This is a genomic window from Auritidibacter ignavus (assembly GCF_029853775.1).
GTDB classification, from domain to species: domain Bacteria; phylum Actinomycetota; class Actinomycetes; order Actinomycetales; family Micrococcaceae; genus Auritidibacter; species Auritidibacter ignavus.
Map to the genome: position 1 here is coordinate 2,413,246 of NZ_CP122564.1, position 18,266 is coordinate 2,431,511.

The 18,266-nt window shown below is 61.6% G+C and carries 14 protein-coding genes, 3 tRNA genes and 1 pseudogene; 11 read left to right on the forward strand and 7 right to left on the reverse strand.

Annotated features, from left to right (window positions below):
• Window positions 1-1,842 (forward strand): phosphoenolpyruvate carboxykinase (GTP), encoded by a 1,842-nt coding sequence (locus QDX22_RS10900; RefSeq protein WP_110101197.1) that lies wholly within the window; start codon window positions 1-3, stop codon window positions 1,840-1,842.
• Between the two features lie 178 nt (window positions 1,843-2,020).
• Window positions 2,021-2,326: a hypothetical protein gene (locus QDX22_RS10905; protein ID WP_279718198.1), complete on the forward strand. Its 306-nt coding sequence runs from the start codon at window positions 2,021-2,023 to the stop codon at window positions 2,324-2,326.
• Here QDX22_RS10905 and QDX22_RS10910 read toward each other — a convergent pair.
• Complete coding sequence (locus QDX22_RS10910) at window positions 2,243-3,676, reverse strand: phosphomannomutase/phosphoglucomutase (RefSeq protein WP_122549325.1); 1,434 nt, start codon at window positions 3,674-3,676, stop codon at window positions 2,243-2,245. The genes QDX22_RS10905 and QDX22_RS10910 overlap by 84 nt on opposite strands.
• A 198-nt stretch (window positions 3,677-3,874) precedes the next feature.
• On the opposite strand from QDX22_RS10910, the gene QDX22_RS10915 reads away from it, so the two are divergent.
• A complete protein-coding gene (locus tag QDX22_RS10915; RefSeq protein ID WP_233242777.1) occupies window positions 3,875-5,104 on the forward strand; it encodes an MFS transporter in 1,230 nt (409 codons plus the stop codon).
• Between the two features lie 56 nt (window positions 5,105-5,160).
• Window positions 5,161-6,024, forward strand: a complete 864-nt coding sequence (locus QDX22_RS10920; RefSeq protein ID WP_110101195.1) for a hypothetical protein — start codon at window positions 5,161-5,163, stop codon at window positions 6,022-6,024.
• Window positions 6,025-6,028: 4 nt separating this feature from the next.
• On the opposite strand, the gene QDX22_RS10925 is transcribed toward QDX22_RS10920, so the two are convergent.
• A complete protein-coding gene (locus QDX22_RS10925) occupies window positions 6,029-6,343 on the reverse strand; it encodes an XRE family transcriptional regulator (protein WP_110101194.1) in 315 nt (104 codons plus the stop codon).
• Window positions 6,344-6,561: 218 nt separating this feature from the next.
• Window positions 6,562-6,650, reverse strand: a tRNA-Ser gene (locus QDX22_RS10930).
• A 191-nt stretch (window positions 6,651-6,841) separates the two neighbouring features.
• Here QDX22_RS10930 and QDX22_RS10935 point away from each other — a divergent pair.
• On the forward strand, window positions 6,842-8,755 hold the full coding sequence (locus QDX22_RS10935) for an AMP-binding protein (protein WP_110101193.1): 1,914 nt from the start codon (window positions 6,842-6,844) through the stop codon (window positions 8,753-8,755).
• Between the two features lie 134 nt (window positions 8,756-8,889).
• Here QDX22_RS10935 and QDX22_RS10940 read toward each other — a convergent pair.
• Window positions 8,890-8,977, reverse strand: a tRNA-Ser gene (locus tag QDX22_RS10940).
• A gap of 148 nt (window positions 8,978-9,125) precedes the next feature.
• On the opposite strand from QDX22_RS10940, the gene QDX22_RS10945 reads away from it, so the two are divergent.
• Together QDX22_RS10945 and QDX22_RS10950 are read left to right on the forward strand one after the other, a co-directional pair.
• Window positions 9,126-10,133: an NAD(P)H-quinone oxidoreductase gene (locus tag QDX22_RS10945; RefSeq protein WP_110101192.1), complete on the forward strand. Its 1,008-nt coding sequence runs from the start codon at window positions 9,126-9,128 to the stop codon at window positions 10,131-10,133.
• Window positions 10,134-10,191: 58 nt separating this feature from the next.
• Complete coding sequence (locus tag QDX22_RS10950; RefSeq protein ID WP_183145620.1) at window positions 10,192-10,668, forward strand: hypothetical protein; 477 nt, start codon at window positions 10,192-10,194, stop codon at window positions 10,666-10,668.
• 16 nt (window positions 10,669-10,684) lie between these two features.
• On the opposite strand, the gene QDX22_RS10955 is transcribed toward QDX22_RS10950, so the two are convergent.
• A complete protein-coding gene (locus QDX22_RS10955) occupies window positions 10,685-11,131 on the reverse strand; it encodes a DUF418 domain-containing protein (RefSeq protein WP_110101191.1) in 447 nt (148 codons plus the stop codon).
• Between the two features lie 62 nt (window positions 11,132-11,193).
• Between QDX22_RS10955 and QDX22_RS10960 the strand changes: the two are divergent.
• The 4 genes and pseudogenes from QDX22_RS10960 to QDX22_RS10975 form a co-directional block, all read left to right on the forward strand.
• A pseudogene (locus QDX22_RS10960) lies at window positions 11,194-11,795 on the forward strand (gamma-glutamyltransferase); the annotation flags it as partial.
• A 99-nt stretch (window positions 11,796-11,894) separates the two neighbouring features.
• On the forward strand, window positions 11,895-12,329 hold the full coding sequence (locus QDX22_RS10965) for a biotin carboxylase N-terminal domain-containing protein (RefSeq protein ID WP_279672437.1): 435 nt from the start codon (window positions 11,895-11,897) through the stop codon (window positions 12,327-12,329).
• Window positions 12,301-15,201 carry an acetyl-CoA carboxylase family protein gene (locus QDX22_RS10970; RefSeq protein WP_279717864.1) on the forward strand — a complete coding sequence of 967 codons (2,901 nt, stop codon included), beginning with the start codon at window positions 12,301-12,303 and terminating at the stop codon, window positions 15,199-15,201. Before QDX22_RS10965 ends, QDX22_RS10970 begins: the two co-directional genes overlap by 29 nt.
• 99 nt (window positions 15,202-15,300) lie before the next feature.
• Entirely contained in the window at window positions 15,301-16,365 is a 1,065-nt protein-coding gene (locus tag QDX22_RS10975; RefSeq protein WP_110099886.1) for a tartrate dehydrogenase, read from the forward strand.
• 57 nt (window positions 16,366-16,422) lie between these two features.
• Here the strand turns inward: QDX22_RS10975 and QDX22_RS10980 are convergent.
• Both QDX22_RS10980 and QDX22_RS10985 read right to left on the reverse strand, forming a co-directional pair.
• A tRNA-Thr gene (locus QDX22_RS10980) sits at window positions 16,423-16,499 on the reverse strand.
• 114 nt (window positions 16,500-16,613) lie between these two features.
• The gene (locus QDX22_RS10985) at window positions 16,614-18,257 is read right to left on the reverse strand and encodes an alpha/beta hydrolase (RefSeq protein WP_110101189.1); all 1,644 of its coding nucleotides are present in this window, start codon (window positions 18,255-18,257) and stop codon (window positions 16,614-16,616) included.
• Window positions 18,258-18,266: the final 9 nt, after the last annotated feature.

Consider the following 18,266-nt stretch of genomic DNA (forward strand, 5'->3'; position numbering starts at 1 on the left):
ATGGTTGCTCATGTTGCCTCGAATGATCTCTCCGCACTGGAGGAGAATGCGCCCACGACCTACCGTGACCTGCTGGATTGGGTCAAGGAGGTCGCCGGGCGTACTCAGCCGGACTCCATCTATTGGGTGGACGGATCGCAAGAGGAGTATGATCGGCTCGCGGCGGAACTGGTTGAGGCCGGAACGTTGACCAAGCTGACCGATCCTCAGTTCCCCAATTCCTATGCGGCATTCTCGGACCCCAGTGACGTGGCCCGAGTGGAGGGGCGGACCTTTATCTGCTCCGAAAAGAAAGCCGACGCCGGATTCACCAATAATTGGATGGATCCTCGGGAAATGCGTGCCATCCTTAACGACGCCTTCGCCGGCTCAATGCGTGGGCGCACCATGTACGTGATCCCCTTCGTGATGGGGCACTTGGACGCCGATGACCCCAAGTTCGGTGTCGAGATCACCGACTCGCCCTACGTGGTGCTCTCGATGCGGATCATGGCCCGGATTGGCCAGGATGTGCTGGACCGGCTGACTGAGACCGAAGCCTTCTTCGTCCCTGCCCTGCACTCGGTGGGTGCCCCGCTGGAAGAGGGCGAAGAGGATGTCGCCTGGCCGTGTAATGACACGAAGTGGATCGTGCATTTCCCCGAGAGCCGCGAAATTGTCTCCTACGGTTCCGGATACGGCGGAAATGCTCTGTTGGGCAAGAAGTGCTACTCGCTACGTATCGCCTCAGCCATGGCTCGCGACGAGGGATGGCTGGCCGAGCACATGTTGGTGTTGAAGCTCACCAGCCCGCAGGGCGATGTCCGGTACATTACCGGCGCCTTCCCCTCGGCGTGCGGTAAGACCAACCTCGCGCTGATCGACCCGACCGTGAAAGGGTGGAAGGCCGAGACCCTGGGTGACGACATTGCCTGGATCCGCCCGGACGCGGAGGGCACTCTGCGGGTAGTCAATCCCGAGTTCGGCTTCTTCGGTGTCGCTCCCGGCACCGGTTGGTCCACCAACCCCAACGCGATGCGGGCAATCTCCAAGGGCAACAGTATCTTCACCAACGTCGCCCTAACCGATGAAGGGGGCGTGTGGTGGGAAGGTCTCACCGAAGACCCCCCGGAGCATTTGATCGACTGGCGGGGTCAGGACTGGACTCCGGACTCCGATACCCCAGCTGCCCACCCCAACTCGCGGTTCTGCACCCCGATCACCCAGACCGATATGCTGGCCCCGGAGTACAACGAGCCCAATGGCGTGCCGCTGGACGCGATCCTGTTTGGTGGACGCCGGAAGACCACGGTACCACTGGTCACCGAAGCCACCAGCTGGACCGACGGCGTTTTCAAGGGTGCCACCCTGTCCTCAGCGCGCACCGCCGCGGCGGAAGGCCAGGTCGGCGAGGTACGTCGGGACCCAATGGCGATGTTGCCGTTCATCGGATACGCTGCCGGTGACTATGTACAGCACTGGCTCGATATGGAAGATCAGATCGGCACCGAGAAATTGCCCAAGATCTTCTTGGTCAACTGGTTCCGTCGCACCGCCGACGGCGATTTCGCCTGGCCCGGGTTCGGCGAAAATTCTCGCGTGCTGAAGTGGATCGTCCAGCGACTGCAGGGCGAAGCCGAGGCGATCGAAACACCGATCGGTCACGTCCCGACCCGCGATTCGCTGGATCTGACCGGCCTGGATGTGTCCCAGGGCCAAATTGATGCTGCGTTGCACGTCGACCGCGATGAATGGAAGGCCGAGGTCGAACTGATCGAGGAATGGTTCGACAAATTCGGCGACAGCCTGCCACAGGCCATGCGCGAGCGACTCGACCAGCTCAAGGCGGATCTGCAGGCATAACTCCACCTGACCCTCGAACACGGCGGTCAGCACCGACTGTCACCGTTGCCCCGTGACCGTGCACATTTCAGCACGATGACGGGGCAGTGGTGGCTCCGGGGTATCGGGGAGGTGCTTTCTTCCTGATCGCCCGGCTGGTGCTCTATCAGCATGATGTCAGCATGATGAGGCCGGTGCGATGACCCAGGGCACTGAGGATCCGCACAACGGCCAGCACGTATCGGCGGGGCTCGACCGGAACCTCGCCGAGCAGGCACAGCGACGGCTGCTGGAAGAGCAACTCATCAACAACGAGCTGACCGCCCTGGTGGCCACCTCGGCCCTGGGGATGGGATTCGATAAACCCGATCGGGGATTCGTGATCCGCCTTGGCGCTGGCGGAATAAAGAACCCGACCGGATTACTGATCGCGAATGGCGGCCAAGGCCCGATCACGAACCTCAGCCATCACGGATTCGTCCTGGGCCTCACCGTTGTACCGTAGCAAGGGCTCGGTGTTCGAAGGCCGAACGTTGAACCACCAGCCACCGGACTGGGAGGCCACCGTCACCCCGTCGAGCCGGTCAACCGTGAGGTCGTTATCGGCAGAGTCGGTCTGGAAGGCCTCCAGCACCCGCGCGGTGGCCGCCTCCTTATCGGCAACCTCGGAGTTGATCTCGCCGGAGGCGATGTAGGGGTTGAATTCTTCGGCCACGTCGGACATGGCCCGTTCGGTGCTACCCAGCACGGCCAGCACGTGCATGGCCGCCAACATGCCGGTGTCGGCGTTGAAGAAGTCCCGGAAGTAGTAGTGGGCCGAGTGCTCACCACCGAAGACAGCATTCTCCTCGGCCATGACCGCCTTGATGAAGGAGTGCCCCACTCGGGTGCGCACCGGTCGTCCACCGCTGGCGGTCACCAGCTCCGGGACCGCCTGGGAAGTGATCAGGTTGTGAATAATCACCGGGGTCTGTTCACCCTCTGCCTGAGCACGCTGAATTTCACGCTGAGCCACGATCGCGGTGATTGCCGAGGGCGAGACGGGGTCACCGTTCTCATCGACCACGAAGCACCGGTCGGCGTCACCGTCGAAGGCCAGTCCCAGATCGGCGCCGGTTTCGCGCACACGTGCTTGCACATCCTTGAGGTTCTCCGGCTCCAGCGGGTTGGCCGGGTGATTCGGGAAAGTACCATCCAGGGTGAAGTACAGCGGATCGATCTCGATCGGTAGCGCCTCGAGAAGCTCATCACCCAGCACCGCCGGGGTGGTCTTGCCAGCCATACCATTACCGGCATCCACCACGATCTTCAGCGGACGAATTTGAGACAGATCCACCAGGGAGCGCAAAAACGTGGCGTAGTCAGTCAACGTCTCGGTATCGGAGTACTCGCCGGGGTTTTCCACCGCAGGAATCCCGCCCTCGTTCAGGTAGCGCTGGGCTAGCTGTTGAATCTCGGCCAGCCCGGTGTCGGCCGAGATCGGGCTGGCCCCGGCACGTGCCATCTTCATCCCGTTATAGGAGGACGGATTGTGACTGGCGGTGAACATCACGCCCGGAGCATTCAATACTCCCGTGGCGTGGTAGAGCATGTCGGTGGAAATCAGCCCCAGGCTGGTGACATTGGCCCCGCGGGATCGCGCGCCGTCGGCGAAGGCCTGCATGAATTCCGGTGAGGAGGCGCGCATATCGCCACCGACGAGCACAGTGGCACCGGCCAGCTCGAGCACATCCACGAAAGCGGCTCCCACCGCCCGCACGGAGTCATCGGTGATGGTGGACCCGACAATGCCACGCACATCGTAGGCTTTAAACGATTCGGATAGGTCAACGACATCTGGTGTTTGAGAACTCACATCAGACACTCTAGTCAGTCAGTGCCGATTGTGCCGAGCCTCGGCAGACGCTGGAGTTCCCAACCCCGGGCGCTCGGCCACAGGCCGGGCTGAGAATGACGGTGCACTCCAGTTACCGACCAGCTGGGCAGCGTACCGGACCCACCGAATGAGACGAACAGACCGGTCAGGAGGCGAGACAGACTGTGGGTGAGAATCGTGGATGATCAGCACACAGCCACCCGGGCGTGGCACGGGCACGTGCCTCAGACCGCCGGATACCGCCGGTTATTGGCGGGCCTCTTGTTAGCCGGGATCGCCACGTTCGCCCAATTGTACTCACCCCAAGGGCTACTACCACTGATCTCGGCGGATGTGCAGATCAGCGCCGATCAAGCCGCACTGTTGATCTCGATGGCCACCGCCGGGCTGGCGCTGGCGGTGATCCCGTGGTCTTTCGTTGGTGATCGTCTGGGACGCAAAAAAGCCATGGCCATCGCGCTGATGGCGGCCTTGATCTTCGCCGTTGCCTCGGTGGTTGCGCCGTCGTTCAACCTCATGCTGGTGTTCCGGCTCCTGGAAGGCATCAGTCTCGGCGGGGTCCCGGCCCTGGCGATGGCCTATTTGAATGAGGAAGTTGATCGCAAGTATGCCGGCCAAGCTGCCGGAACCTACATCGCAGGCACCGTGATCGGCGGACTTATCGGCCGGGTGATCGCCACGCCGATCGGCGACTGGGCCGGGTGGCGAGTCGGGATGCTCATCGTCGTGGTGATCGCCGGCATCTCAGGGATCGGATTCTTATTGCTCAGCCCCGATGCCAGAGGGTTCACACCCTCCGGGCACAGCATCAAACACGCGTTGGTGGCGATCACCGGCAATCTGAAATCCCCGCAATTGATCGTCACCTATCTGCAGGGCATGTTGCTGATGGGCGGGTTCGTTGCGATCTACAACTTCCTGGGATACCACCTGATGACCGAACCTTTTTTCTTGCCCGCTGCGGTGGTCTCCGTGATCTTCTGGGCCTACGTGATGGGGATAGTCACCTCTCCGATGGCCGGGCGTTTGGCCACCCGTTACGGGCCAGCGACGGTGCTGCTAGCGGTTTCGGCAGCCATGGTGATCTCGGTGGCGCTGACACTAGTCCCCAATGTGTGGGCGATCTTGTGGGGGCTGATCATTTTCACCGGAGCGTTTTTCGCCGCCCACTCAGTGGCCTCCGGCTGGGCGGGTGCGGCCGCGGTGGCCGGCCGGGCACAATCCACGGCGCTGTACAATCTCTGCTATTACGCTGGATCGAGTCTTTTCGGATGGCTCGGCGGAGTGTTGTTGGATGCCCACGGTTGGCCGGGCACCGTGATGATGACCATCGTGTTGACCCTCACCGCGGCGTTGCTGGTGGTAGCCGTTGTCATCACCCGGGGGATCCGCCATCGTCGCGGGTAGGTCATGTGACCACATCAGGGCGACAGAATGCGCTAGGGGACCGTAGAATTGTCCCCATGGAATACCTGATCCCCGTGCTCATCATCCTTGGTGTTGCTGTTCTTGTTGCCCTGGGGTATCGCGGGGTAGCCGCTGTGGCGAAGAAAAATAACGGCTCCTCCAAGCCGTCTCGGTCCTCCTCGGGGACCGGTGGCGGGTCTCAGCGACGCGGTGGTGGATTGTCCGAACGGATTTCACCGATCACCGCAGCGCAAGCCTCCACGCGGTTGGATGAAGAAGACCACCGCCAGGTTTATCGGCTGATTGCCGTCGGTAAGATGCGGGAGGCCGCCATGCGGTACCGTGAGGCGACCGGTGTGTCCTCGATGGATGCGATGCTGGATGTGCAGGCCCTGGCGTCCTACCCACAGGAATGGATCAGCATCGACGAGGCCGTGTCGTCCTCGGAACCGGACACGCCCCACATGGCACGTGACAGTGTTGAGAATACTCCTCTAAACGATCGGGACGACCAGCGCGACCAGGACGATCTGACCCCGACAGACCGCTCAGTACCGGATGACTCCGATGGTGCTACATCGGCTGATCAGGCTGGCTCGGAGCAGTCCCCGGCAACGGAGGACGGAGAACAGGAACTGACCGACCTCACGGTTCCCGTCGAGTGGGAAAACGAAGATTTCAGCACCCCGGAGCCTCGTGGTTTCCAGGTCGAAGTCATGCGCGATAACGGCACCGTGCAACTCTCGAGTGAGGACCTCCCACCGTGGCTACGAGATCAGTTACGGGCGATGGTGCGTGATCACCGCATTGACGAGGCAGCCCAAACCCTGTCAGAGCACACCATGCTCACGGTGCCCGAAGCGATGGACCTGATGCAGATCTTGTCGCAACAGGATAATAATCCCCAAGACGACGCCTAGGCCTCTAAGCGTCGTCCTCGCCGACCGGTCCGCCTTCACCTTCCCAGTTTTCCACCTGGGTCACTTTGCTCCGGGGGAATTTGGCGCGCACCCCCTGACCACCGTGGGCATCCTCGGTGATGAATCGGGCCCCGAGATTCTCCAACGTTGTTTTGAGCTGGTGGGATTCGGCCTCGGAAAGTTCGCCCACACCCTTTTCGAAGTCGCGGAGCTGTTGGCGAGATAGTCCCGCTTCCTGCGCGACGTACATGGGGTTGACACCTGCAATGGCCCGAGCAGCCCGAGCCAAATGACCGTTGAATTCAAGTTGTTGACTCATATCACCATAGTCTCATGTGCCACGCGGGGATTCTAGGGCCTACTGTGCCACCGGCCACTGTCAAGCGTGGGTTGTGATACCGCGGTGATCCTAGTTTTGTCGTATCACCTGACGTTTTGGGGGCATAAATGACACCAACACGATTGGGTCCAATTCCGCTACTTCCCTTTATTTGCAACGAAAAACCCCGGAAACTCGACGGTTCCCGGGGTTATACGCGGAGGCGGGGGGATTTGAACCCCCGGTCCGGTTTAACCCGGACCCTTCATTAGCAGTGAAGTCCATTCGGCCGCTCTGGCACGCCTCCAGATGCGCCCTGAGGTAGGCACAACTCTCTTAGCATAGCTAACCCGGGGCTCGATCTTCAAAACAGCCAGATGAAGCGACGGTCCGTGACTGACCCCAGTCTAGCAATTGTGCTTCAGATCACTCCTGCTGTATGTTGTCTCTCAAGGAAGGCATTGACACCATCACAACGACAATCATGGAGATGATGTGATGAACCAGCAGGTTACGACGAATCAGACCTATCAGGATGTCTACCGCTACGCCACAGACCATCCAGAGCAGTTTTGGTTGGAGAACGCAGCGTCGCTTCAGTGGGAGAAGGCTCCCAGCGTCGCAGTCGAGCAACCCGATGAGTTCCACTGGCGGTGGTTTCCTGATGGCGAAATCAACATTACGGTTCAAGCCCTAGACCGGCACGTTGCTGCCGGTCACGGTGATCGAATCGCGATCTACTACGATTCGGCGGTCACCGGGGATAAGCGAGCCGTGACCTACCAGGAGTTGCTGGAGGAGGTCGCCCAAACCGCTGGAGCTCTGCAGGATCTCGGCGTGACCCGGGGTGACCGAGTGTTGATCTATATGCCAATGATTCCCGAGGCGGCGGTGGCGATGCTGGCTTGTGCCCGCTTGGGAGCGATCCATGTGGTGACCTTCGGCGGTTTTGCTGCCAAAGAGATCACCACACGAATGGACGATACTCAACCGAAGGTGGTGCTCACGGCGTCTGGTGGGATCGAGCGCACGAAACAGATCCCGTACTTGCCACCGATCAAGGCCGCCATCGAATCTGGAGAGCATCAACCGGAGTATGTGATTGTCAAAAAACGGCCCCAGTTCGACGAAGAGGCCCGAGACTTTGATCCATCATGGTTGGACTGGGACGAGACAGTCGCCACGGCTAGCGCCGCGGAGGCCGTGCCGGTGGCCTCCTGTGACCCGCTGTACCTGCTTCACACCTCGGGTACCACCTCGAAGCCCAAAGCTGTCATGCGTGACCAAGGTGGATACGCCACCGCGTTGGAGTGGTCGATGCCTCGTATCTACGACCTGCATGCCGGTGAGGTGGCATTTGTGGCCTCCGATATCGGCTGGGTGGTGGGGCACTCGCATATTATTTACGGACCCCTGATCACCGGGGCATCCACCGTGCTCTACGAGGGGAAACCGGTGGGCACCCCGGACGCTGGAGCTTTCTGGCGGGTCGCGGAAGAATACGGAGCGAAGATGCTCTACGCGGCTCCCACAGCATTCCGCGCGATCCGGAAAGAAGATCCGCGCGGTGAGGAAGTGAAGAAATACGATCTGTCTCGTCTGGAGAACGTGTTCTCGGTTGGGGAGCGACTCGATGAGGCCACCTACCACTGGATTGTCGAGATCACTGGCAAGCCGGTGGTCGATCACTGGTGGCAGACCGAAACCGGATGGCCGGTGGCGGCCAACCCCCGTGGCCTGGAAAAGCTCCCATTCAAGCCCGGCTCCCCGACGGTGCCGATGCCCGGATTCCAAGTCTCTATCGTGGATGCAGCCGGAGAACCCGTGGCTGAGGGGATGGAAGGCAATATCGTCATCAAGCTTCCGTTGCCACCCGGGGCGTTGATCGGACTTTGGAACGAGGAAGATCGATTTAAGCGCTCGTATCTGGAAACGTTTCCGGGATACTATCTCACCGGGGACACCGGGTTTATCGATGAGGATGGTTACATTTTCGTCCTGGGCCGGTCGGACGATGTGATTAACGTGGCCGGACACCGGCTGTCGACCGGGACTTTGGAAGGTCTGGTGGCAGAACATGACGCGGTGGCCGAATGTGCCGTGATCGGGGTGGCCGATGAGCTCAAAGGTCAGAAACCGGTAGCCTACGTTGTCTTGGCAGATGGTGCCGAGATTTCTCAGGATCAACTGGCCGAAGAGCTGATCGCCAAAGTTCGGTCAGACTTTGGCGCGGTGGCAGCATTCCGAGATGTTGAGATCGTCTCCGCGTTGCCCAAAACCCGTTCGGGCAAGATCCTGCGCCGGACAATGCGTGACATTGTCGAGGGCAAGGAATACAACACGCCATCAACCATTGAAAACGCCAGCGTGCTGGACAGCTTCGGGCAGGAAACCACCCGACTGAACGGCTAGTTCGATCCACAGAACCGCTCACAGAAGCGGCCCCTCGACGTCCAGACTGCGAAGCGACGTAGCCTGATGTGTCGAGGGGCCGTGCGTTGCGGTCTGTCTGACTCATCACGCGTGAGTTAACAGACCACTGACAGCGGACGGTGTGGGATTTGAACCCACGAGACGGGGTTACCGCCTACTGGTTTTCAAGACCAGCGCCTTCGGCCGCTCGGCCAACCGTCCTGACCGCACTATCATACAGGTCTTGATCCCGATCGGCACCTTCAGATGACGCGACCATGACCCTCGCGACGAGACGAACCACCCAGCAAGGGTAGGGCGATGAGCATCTGCGGTGTTATATCCAGCACAGGTCTGAGACAATGAAGGTATGTTTGCAGCACGGTTTTACACCCCCGCAGGACACGATCAGCCCTCGGTCGACCACCCCTGTGAGGTGAAAGTTGTCGAGGAGTCCGTCCCGGAATACGGTGCGAGGGAGGTATTAATCAAAGTTGCTGCCGCCGGGATGAACCAGGCCGATATCCACCAGCGGGCCGGTAACTACCCCCCTCCGGAAGGTGCTAGCGAGATTCCCGGACTGGAAGTGGCCGGCACCATTGAAGCCGTTGGTGCCCAGGCCGGTCACTGGGACTTCGGTACGCCGGTGTGCGCCCTACTGGCCGGGGGCGGTTACGCCGAATACGTGGCGGTGGATGCCCGCCAGCTGTTGCCCTTACCCGAGAATACGTCCATGACCCAGACGGCCGGACTCGTTGAGGTCGCGGCCACGGTGTGGGCCAATGTGTGGATGCAGGGTGGGGCTCAGCCAGGCGACGTTGTGCTGATCCACGGCGGTACCGGAGGGATCGGTGAGTTTGCGATCCGTGCCGGGCTCGGCCTGGGGTTGCGCCCGATCGCCACCGCCGGAAGCGAGTCCAAGTGCCAGGCCGTGCAACAGATGGGTGCCGAGGCCATTAACTACCGGAGCGAGAGTTTTGTCGATCGGGTAATGGAGCTGACCGACGGCCACGGTGCCGACGTTATCCTGGATACCGTGGGCGGGGCCTATGTGGAGGACCACGTCAAAGCGGTGGCTAGTGGCGGTCGGGTTGTTACCATTGGCACCCAGGGCGGAGCCAAAGGAACACTGAATGTGATGCGACTGATGGCCAAACAGGCCTGGTTTACCGGAACCCGGTTGCGCTCACGGACCGCTGAGGAAAAAGCCGAGGTGCTCGCAGGAGTACAGGCTCACCTCTGGCCGTTGATCGCAGACGGTCGGATCTGTGTCTCCGAACCGGAGGTGTTTGATCTCACGGATGTCGCAGCGGCCTTCGACCGGTTTGGTGACGCTGAGCGACAGGGCAAGATCGTGTTACGGATGCCCGAGGCGTAAGATACCAGCTCAGACGAAACAGTACAGAAGAACACCGAGACCGAAAGTAGCTGAGGCGATGAAGCTGGGTCCCTTTGCGCGTCGTCGCCAACAACGTCGCGATGACCGGGAGTTGGGTCACCATTTGTGGCGTCAGGCCCACGACCGGTTTCATCGCTCGCTGCAACGCTATTGGCAGATCGTGGACCCGGATGAGGAATACGCCCGCAACGTCCAGGGTTTCGTCTCGGCTGAAGAACGCAACGGGTTGATTAACGCCGGCAATATTTTGGCCGATCTGTTGCCCAGGGTGCGGGCATTGTGTGTGGCCGCGCGCCGGGCCAGCCCCGATCAGCAGAGCCTTGATGTGCCCGGAGAATTTCAGGATCTGCACCGGTGGATTTCACGGGCTGCTAATGATTTGGCGGCGGTGGCCCAGGCGGCTGCGATGTTCCGACGGGGGCAAACCGATGTGTATACCGTCGGTCGTCGGGCCCAGAAAGTCATCGAGGACATTGAGGCCGCTGAGGCCGCACTACCCGATCTGACGTCATAGGGCGGGCGGACCTCGATCAGGGGTTGGTCCGTAGCCGGGGTGGCCAGGACAGCAGGCGTTCGGCCGGACCAGTGCCGAACCTCACCCACCAGCCGTGGGCGGCTAGCACGAGGGTTGCTGACAGGCCGATGGTGACCAGATATCCCTGGGCTAAGTTCTCCGGGGCGGGACGGATGACCAGGGCCAGAATGATCAAGTGGGTCAAATAGACGGTAAAGGCGAGACGTCCGGCCGATACCAGGGCCGGGACCCACCGTTTCAGGTAATGCTGGGTTAGCAGACAAACACCGAGAATAACCGCTGCGATCCCGATGCTGGAGAGCAACCATAACGGCATTTCGGAGTGCCCCTGCGCGGTACGTAGCTGATCCCAACCGGCCTCGGAGCCCACAGGACCGAAGAGGTGCATCAACGCGGTCGCGGTACCCAGGCCGATGACCGTGGCGGCCAGGCCGAAGAACACCAGCTCGCGCTGAACGACGGGCGGCCTCGCTCCAGCCGGCCGAGGCTGAGCTCGATCAACGTCAGACCGAAGCAGTGCAAGCCGGTAATACCACCCACATCACCGTGGTGGATGACAGTGGGATGACGGTTTCGATGACGCAGACCCTGACCAGTTTTTGGGGAGGGGATCAGTCTGAGTATGTGGCCGGGTTCTTTCTCAACGATCAGCTTAACCGGTTCGCGGCACTCGACACTGAGCAGAATCAGCCCGCGCCTGGACGGAAGTCGGTCAGTTGGTCTGCACCGGTGTTACTCCTGGATGATCAAGGGCGGCCGGTGTTGGGCATTGGTTCCCCGGGGGACATCAGATCCCGAATATTTTGGCCTCCACAGTGTTGCCGTGGACGTTGAGCGGAGCCAGCCTTGAGCAGGCGGTTACCGGACCGCGACACAGTCTGCAGGGCTCAACCTTGGCCTTGGAAACGGAACCTGCTGCCGAGGTGACGCAACTGGCTGAGGACCAGGGCTGGGAGATTCAGGTCACTACCCGCAACGACGCGGTATTCGGCAGCGTTCAGGCCTTGGAGATCGACTATGAGGCCAGGACCCTCACCGGGGCACCAGATCCCCGTCGCGATGGCGACGTGGAGATTATAGACGGCGATTCGACCGGGGCCGGCTGATGCGGCGTCTCTTGCATTGACACCGTCACCCCGGTGGTGATTGACTTCACAGGGATATTCAGTGACGTAGGTCTCAGACCCTTGATCAGGAGGACCACGATGCCCACCGTGCTGGTCGCGAACCGTGGAGAGATTGCCGTGCGTATCGTGGAGGCAATCCACGCGGTGGGGATGAGCGCCGCCGTGGTCTATACCGCCGACGATCAGGCACACATCCGGCACGCCGACGTGGCGGTGGAGCTCAACGGTACCGGGGTGGGGCCGTATCTGGATATCGATCAGGTGATCGCAGCCGCGCAGTCGGTGCAGGCCAGTTACCTTCACCCTGGGTACGGATTTCTCTCAGAGAATCCGGAGCTAGCCCGGGCCGCCCAGCAGGCTGGGATCGTGTTCGTCGGGCCTGATGCGCACGTGCTGGAGGTTTTCGGTGATAAGGCCCGGTCGCGACAGTTGGCTGTCTCGGTGGGGGGGTCCGGTCGTTCCTGCCACGGGGTTGAACCCGGACTTGCCACAGGCTCAAGAATTCTTGGCTGAGCACGGCACCGTGATGATTAAGGCGCTCGCCGGTGGTGGCGGGCGAGGGTTGCGCCGGGTGTCGGATCCGGCGCAGTTGGAGTCACTGATGCGCGAGTGCGCCCGGGAAGCGCAACAGTTCTTCGGGGCCGCAGATGTGCTGATCGAAAAATTCGTGGCCGACCCGCGCCACGTGGAGGTGCAGGTGATCGGAGACGGGCACCACGTGCAACAGCTGGGAGAACGAGACTGCTCGGTGCAACGTCGCCACCAAAAGATCGTGGAAATCGCGCCGAGCCCGCACCTGAGCGAGCAGCTACGGGAACGTCTGACTGCAGTGGCGCGACGGATCGCTGAGGCGGTGCAGTTGAGGTCGTTGGCGACGGTGGAGTTTTTGGTGACCGGTCAGGGACCCGACGACGACCTCTACTTTATGGAGGTCAATCCGCGCTTGCAGGTCGAGCACACGGTGACCGAGGAGATCACCGGTGTGGATCTGGTGGCCGCTCAGGTGCACCTGGCGGCCGGGGCATCACTGACGGAACTCGGTCTGGACCAGCCACCGGTATCGCGAGGGTATGCGATTCAGGCCCGGGTCAACGCGGAGGTATTGGAGGCCGACGGAACGGTGACCCCCACCGCGGGCACGGTGGAGCATTTATCGTTACCGGCCGGGCGCTATGTGCGGGTTGATACCGCGCTTCGGGCACCCGCGGTGATCAATCCCCGGTTCGACTCGCTGATCGCGAAGGTGATCGGACGCTCGGAGACCTTTGCCGGGGCTGCTCAGGTGACCGCCCGGGCGCTACAGGACCTTTCGACCGCGCCGGTGGACACCAATCGTGGCCTGTTGCATGCGATCCTGACAGACGAGCAGTTCCGGTCCGGGGCTATCACCACCGGATATCTCCAGGCTCGACTGCCGCAGTTACGAGAGCACCCGCCAGTCGGGCAACTAGACGACCAGTTGCAGGACGTATCAGCTAGGCGGGCAGCGCTTCCACATCAGGTCACCGCAGAGAGCCGGCGCGCGGTTCCTGAAGGGGCGCAACCCATCAGCACCCAGGTCACCGGGGTCGTGATCTCGGTCGAGGCGACACCGGGCGAGCGTGTGCCGGCTGGGACGACGGTGGCCACGGTGGAAGCGATGAAAATGGAACATCCCGTACGGGCGCGCACCGAGTGCGTGGTGCAGGGTGTGTTGGTCGAGGTCGGAGACACCGTCGAAGCTGGGCAACCACTGGCCTATGGTCAGTCGATGTCCGACCACAATGCCGTCTCGAGCGAGTCCAGTGACCCCGATCGCCCGGCGGGTTCGGACCGGACCAGCTCGACCAACCTCGAGGAATGGCAACCGGAGTTGGACGAGCTAGCCCGGCGAGGCGAGTTCGCTCACCAGCACGGGGGTACAGCCAAAGTCGAACGCCAGCACGCCGCGGGTAAGCTTACCGCACGGGAACGGATCGCACAGTTGGCTGACGAAGGTTCCTTTGCCGAGATCGGAGCGCTGACCGGATTCGGTGAGTACGATGACCAGGGTCGTCTGATCCGGGTCAAACCCACCAATTATCTGTCCGGCACCGCCTCGATCGCAGGGCGACGGGTGCTGTTAGGGGTTGATGATTTCACGATCCGTGGTGGATCCGGAGATGCCGCGATCTATGACAAACAAATCTTCACCGAGCAACTGGCCGGGGAAATGCGGGTCCCAATGGTGCGGGTGCTCGACGGGGCCAGTGGGGGCGGGTCGGTCACCAAAGTGCTGGATGCCCAGGCAATGTATCTGCCGGTCAACCCGGCGTGGAATCACGTGGTCGACAATCTTTCCCGGGTTCCGGTGGTCTCGGTGTGTGCTGGCCCTACGGTCGGGCTCGGCGCGGCTCGGTTTGTTATGTCTCATTTCGGGGTGATGATCGAGGGGATCGGGCAACTGTTCACGGCCGGACCACCGGTGGTCAAAGCCGCCACCGGTGAAGACTTGAGTAAAGAAGAACTCGGCGGGGCCACCGTGCACCGAGGCAACGGCACCGTGGAACGAATCGTGGCCGATGAACAGGCCGCCTATCGGCTGGTCCGGGAGTTTCTGTCCTACCTTCCGTCCTCGGTCGATGAGATCCCCGAGGCCATTGCCACCGATGACCCGGTGGATCGAGCCGATGAGGCCCTCGTCTCGGCGATTCCTCGCAACGAACGACAGATCTATGCCATCGAGCCGATCGTGGAGGGTATTTTTGACCGGGGCTCGGTGTTCCGCTTTGCCGAATACGGGGCCGGCACCTACACGGCGCTGGCGCGACTAGACGGACACCCGGTTGGCGTCATCACCGCTAATCCGGCCCACGGTGCGACGTTATCCCGCGAGGGTGCGATGGCGGTCGAGCGCCTGGTGAACCTGTGTGAGGCCTTCCACGTGCCGTTGGTGAGTTTGACCGATCAGGCCGGGATGACGATCGGCTCCCGCGCGGAACGAGATGCCACGATCCGGCTCGGTGCTCGGGCAATCAGTGCGATCTATCAGGCCACGATTCCGCAGGCCGAGATCATTCTGCGGCGGGTGTACGGGGTCGGTGGTGCTGGGATTGTCAACCGGCACCGGGCGGTGCGTAGCTGGGCTTGGCCCTCGGGAGATTGGGGGTCGCTACCATCCCAAGGCGGAATCGAGGCGGCGTTCCGTTCTGAGTTGGCGACTCATCCCCATCCGGGACAGCGCTTGGCAGAGATCACCGAACAACTGCAACGGTACTCCTCACGGTTTCGAACCGCCGAAACGTTCAGCGTCCAAGACATCATTGATCCCCGAACCACCCGCCGGCGACTGTGCGAGTGGATCCATGACGCCTACCGGGTGCTACCGCGTCTTCTCGGGGCGCCCTGCTTCGGTGTGCGCCCCTAAGTACGGCTGGTAGCTCAGAGTCATACCAGCGTGCACCGTAGAGTGGTTTCAGACAGCTCACGGCACAACCGATCCACACAGAGAGGCGGAACAGGAACCATGGTTCATCGGATTGCAGTGATTGCCGGAGACGGTATCGGCCACGAAGTCGTGCCCGAAGGCCTCAAGGTCTTACAGGCCGTTGCCGAAGCGTATCAGGTGCCCCTAGAATTTGAGCACTTTGAGTTTGCTTCGGCACAGTATTGGTCGCAAACCGGGCACATGCTACCGGAGAACTGGAAAGCGATTCTCAGCGGGTTTGATGCGATCTATTTTGGTGCGGTGGGGTGGCCACAGACGGTGCCCGACCATATCTCGTTGTGGGACTCGCTACTGACATTCCGCCGGGAGTTCGACCAGTACGTCAATCTCCGTCCAGTGAAACTTCTGCCCGGGGTTCCCTCACCGTTGGCCCACCGTCAGCCCGGAGAGATTGACTTCGTGGTGGTCCGGGAGAACACCGAGGGGGAGTATTCCCGCATTGGTGGCACCATGTTCGAGGGCACTGAACGAGAAATCGTGGTCCAAGAGACCTTGATGACCCGGACCGGGGTGGACCGGATCGTGAAATTCGCCTTCGAGCTGGCCGAACAGCGTCAGCGGAAACTGACCTCGGCAACTAAATCCAATGGCATCTCGATCACCATGCCTTACTGGGATCAGCGGGTGGCTGAGCACGCCAGACACTTCCCCCAAGTGGAGGTTGAAAAATTCCACATTGATATTTTGGCAGCCCACTTCGTCTTGCACCCGGACCGGTTTGACGTGGTGGTGGCCTCAAACCTGTTCGGTGATATTCTCTCCGATCTCGGTCCGGCGTGCACCGGAACCATCGGGATAGCCCCGAGCGGGAACATCAATCCGACCGGTAGGTTTCCCTCGCTGTTCGAACCGGTGCACGGCTCCGCCCCGGATATCGCCGGCCAGGGGATCGCCAATCCGATTGGCCAAATCTGGGCCGGTGCGATGATGATGGACTTCTTGGGGTACCGCGAGGCGGGGCAGGCGATCGTCACCGCCTTCGAGCAGGTGCTGGCTGACGGCGCGGTGCTCACCCCGGATCTCGGCGGGACCGCGGGGTGCGCAGAGCTGGGAACCGCCATTGCTGAACGGGTCACTCGCTGAGAAATCAGCGTTGCGGGTCGGGGCGTTGAACACCCGGGCGCCCGGACCGGGCACGTCTGGAGCCTCCTACCGGATTCGAACCGGTGACCTGCTCTTTACGAGGGAGCTGCTCTGGCCAGCTGAGCTAAGGAGGCGAGGCTGAACAAGCCACGACTAGAAATCATAGCGGTTGCGGTGGCCGTTGAGCAAAACGTTGTGCTCAAGCATGACAGCTGACCACAGACGTTCGGGGCACGCCAGGGCGAGGACTAGGCGTTCGGGCAGGTGGTGCCGTCCTCCGGTACGGTGCCGTGGATCAAGTAGTCATCCACCACCTCGATGATGCAATCGTTACCGGGAACGTAGGCGCCGTGGCCTTCACCCTGATGGGTGACCAACACGCCGGAATCGAGTTGACTGGCCAGGGCCTCAGACCACTGGTAGGGGGTAGCCGGATCCCCGGTGGTGCCCACCACGACAATGGGGTCTGCCCCGGTGGCAGAGACTTCACGGCCTGGCTCGGGGGTCTCAATCGGCCAGACGTCACAGGCGATCGCTCCATGAGACATATGCGGTCCAAACGTCGGGGAGACCTGCGCGAGTTGCTCGGCGTGAGCATCCATGTGCTGTTGATCGGCATCGACCGGGTGGTCGGCGCAGTTGATGGCATTAAAGGCGTCAAAACTGTTGGTGGTATAGGTGCCATCCGGGGCCCGGTCGGCCGTGATATCAGCCCAGGACTGCACCAGCGACGGGTCACCATCGATGGCCTCGGTCACGCCCTGCCCTAGCAACGGCCACGACGCTTCGGAATACAGGGGCACGATCAGCCCTGACACGAAGGTCCCGATCGGCACATCCCGCCCATCGGCGGCGGTGGGCGTCGTCTCGGCGACATCGGCTAGCAGGTCGCGGACGGTCTCCACGATCTGCGTGGTGGAGCCCTCTAGCTGACATTGATCCGGGGTCTCGGTGCACCAGGTGGCCCAGGCGTGGAGGGCTTGTTCAAATCCTTCGGCCTGAGCCAAGGTGATCTCGTCGGTGCCCACCGCCGGATCGAGCGCGCCGTCAAGCACCATGGCCCCAACCCGATCCGGGAACTGCTCCGCGTAGCTGGCACCCAACGCGGTGCCGTAGGAATAACCCAGGTAACTCAGCTTCTCATCTGCGAGCACGGCCCGCAGAATGTCCATATCCTGGGCAGCACTGTCGGTATCGATATGATCGAGTAGCTCACCGGAATTCTCATCACAGACGCTGGCATACTCTTCGGCCTGCTCGCGCACCTGCGCTAAACCCTCATCGCCGGAGAGATCGCCCTCATCAACGGCGCGCAACTCATCGGTACCGGCATCATCGAAACACTCCACCGCAGAGGAATCACCCACCCCGCGGGGATCAAAACCGGTAATGCTGAAGGCCTCGAGCAGATCCTGGGAAAACAGGGTCTCGGGGTCTTGCTGAACGAAATCAACACCGGAGGCACCCGGTCCGCCGGGGTTGACGAGGAGGCTGGGCTGATCCGCGGCGGTCCCGGCCGGACGGGTCACCGCAATCTGGATCGAGGCCTCCTCGGGGTGGTCATAGTCTAAGGGGACTTGCACCATCGAGCACTCGAAGTCCGTCGTCTGCTCGCACTCGGACCATGCCAGGTCTTGATCGTAGTAGGACTCCAGGTTGCCAGCCTCCTGAGAGATACCGGGGTTCTCATCCTCGGGCTGTCCGTTCTCGGTGGGTTCCTCAGAGCCCTGGCCGTCAGTGACAGGTTGCGAATCGCGACCGGTGTTGGTGCTGTTCTGGTCTTGCTCAGACGAGCAGGCAGACAGCCCGAGACTCAGCGCGGTGATGACCGCCAGAGCGGTCGTAGTAGTGCGGTCAGACAGCCAGCGTGGGGCGGTGGGGGATGGGGGCATCGGTGATCC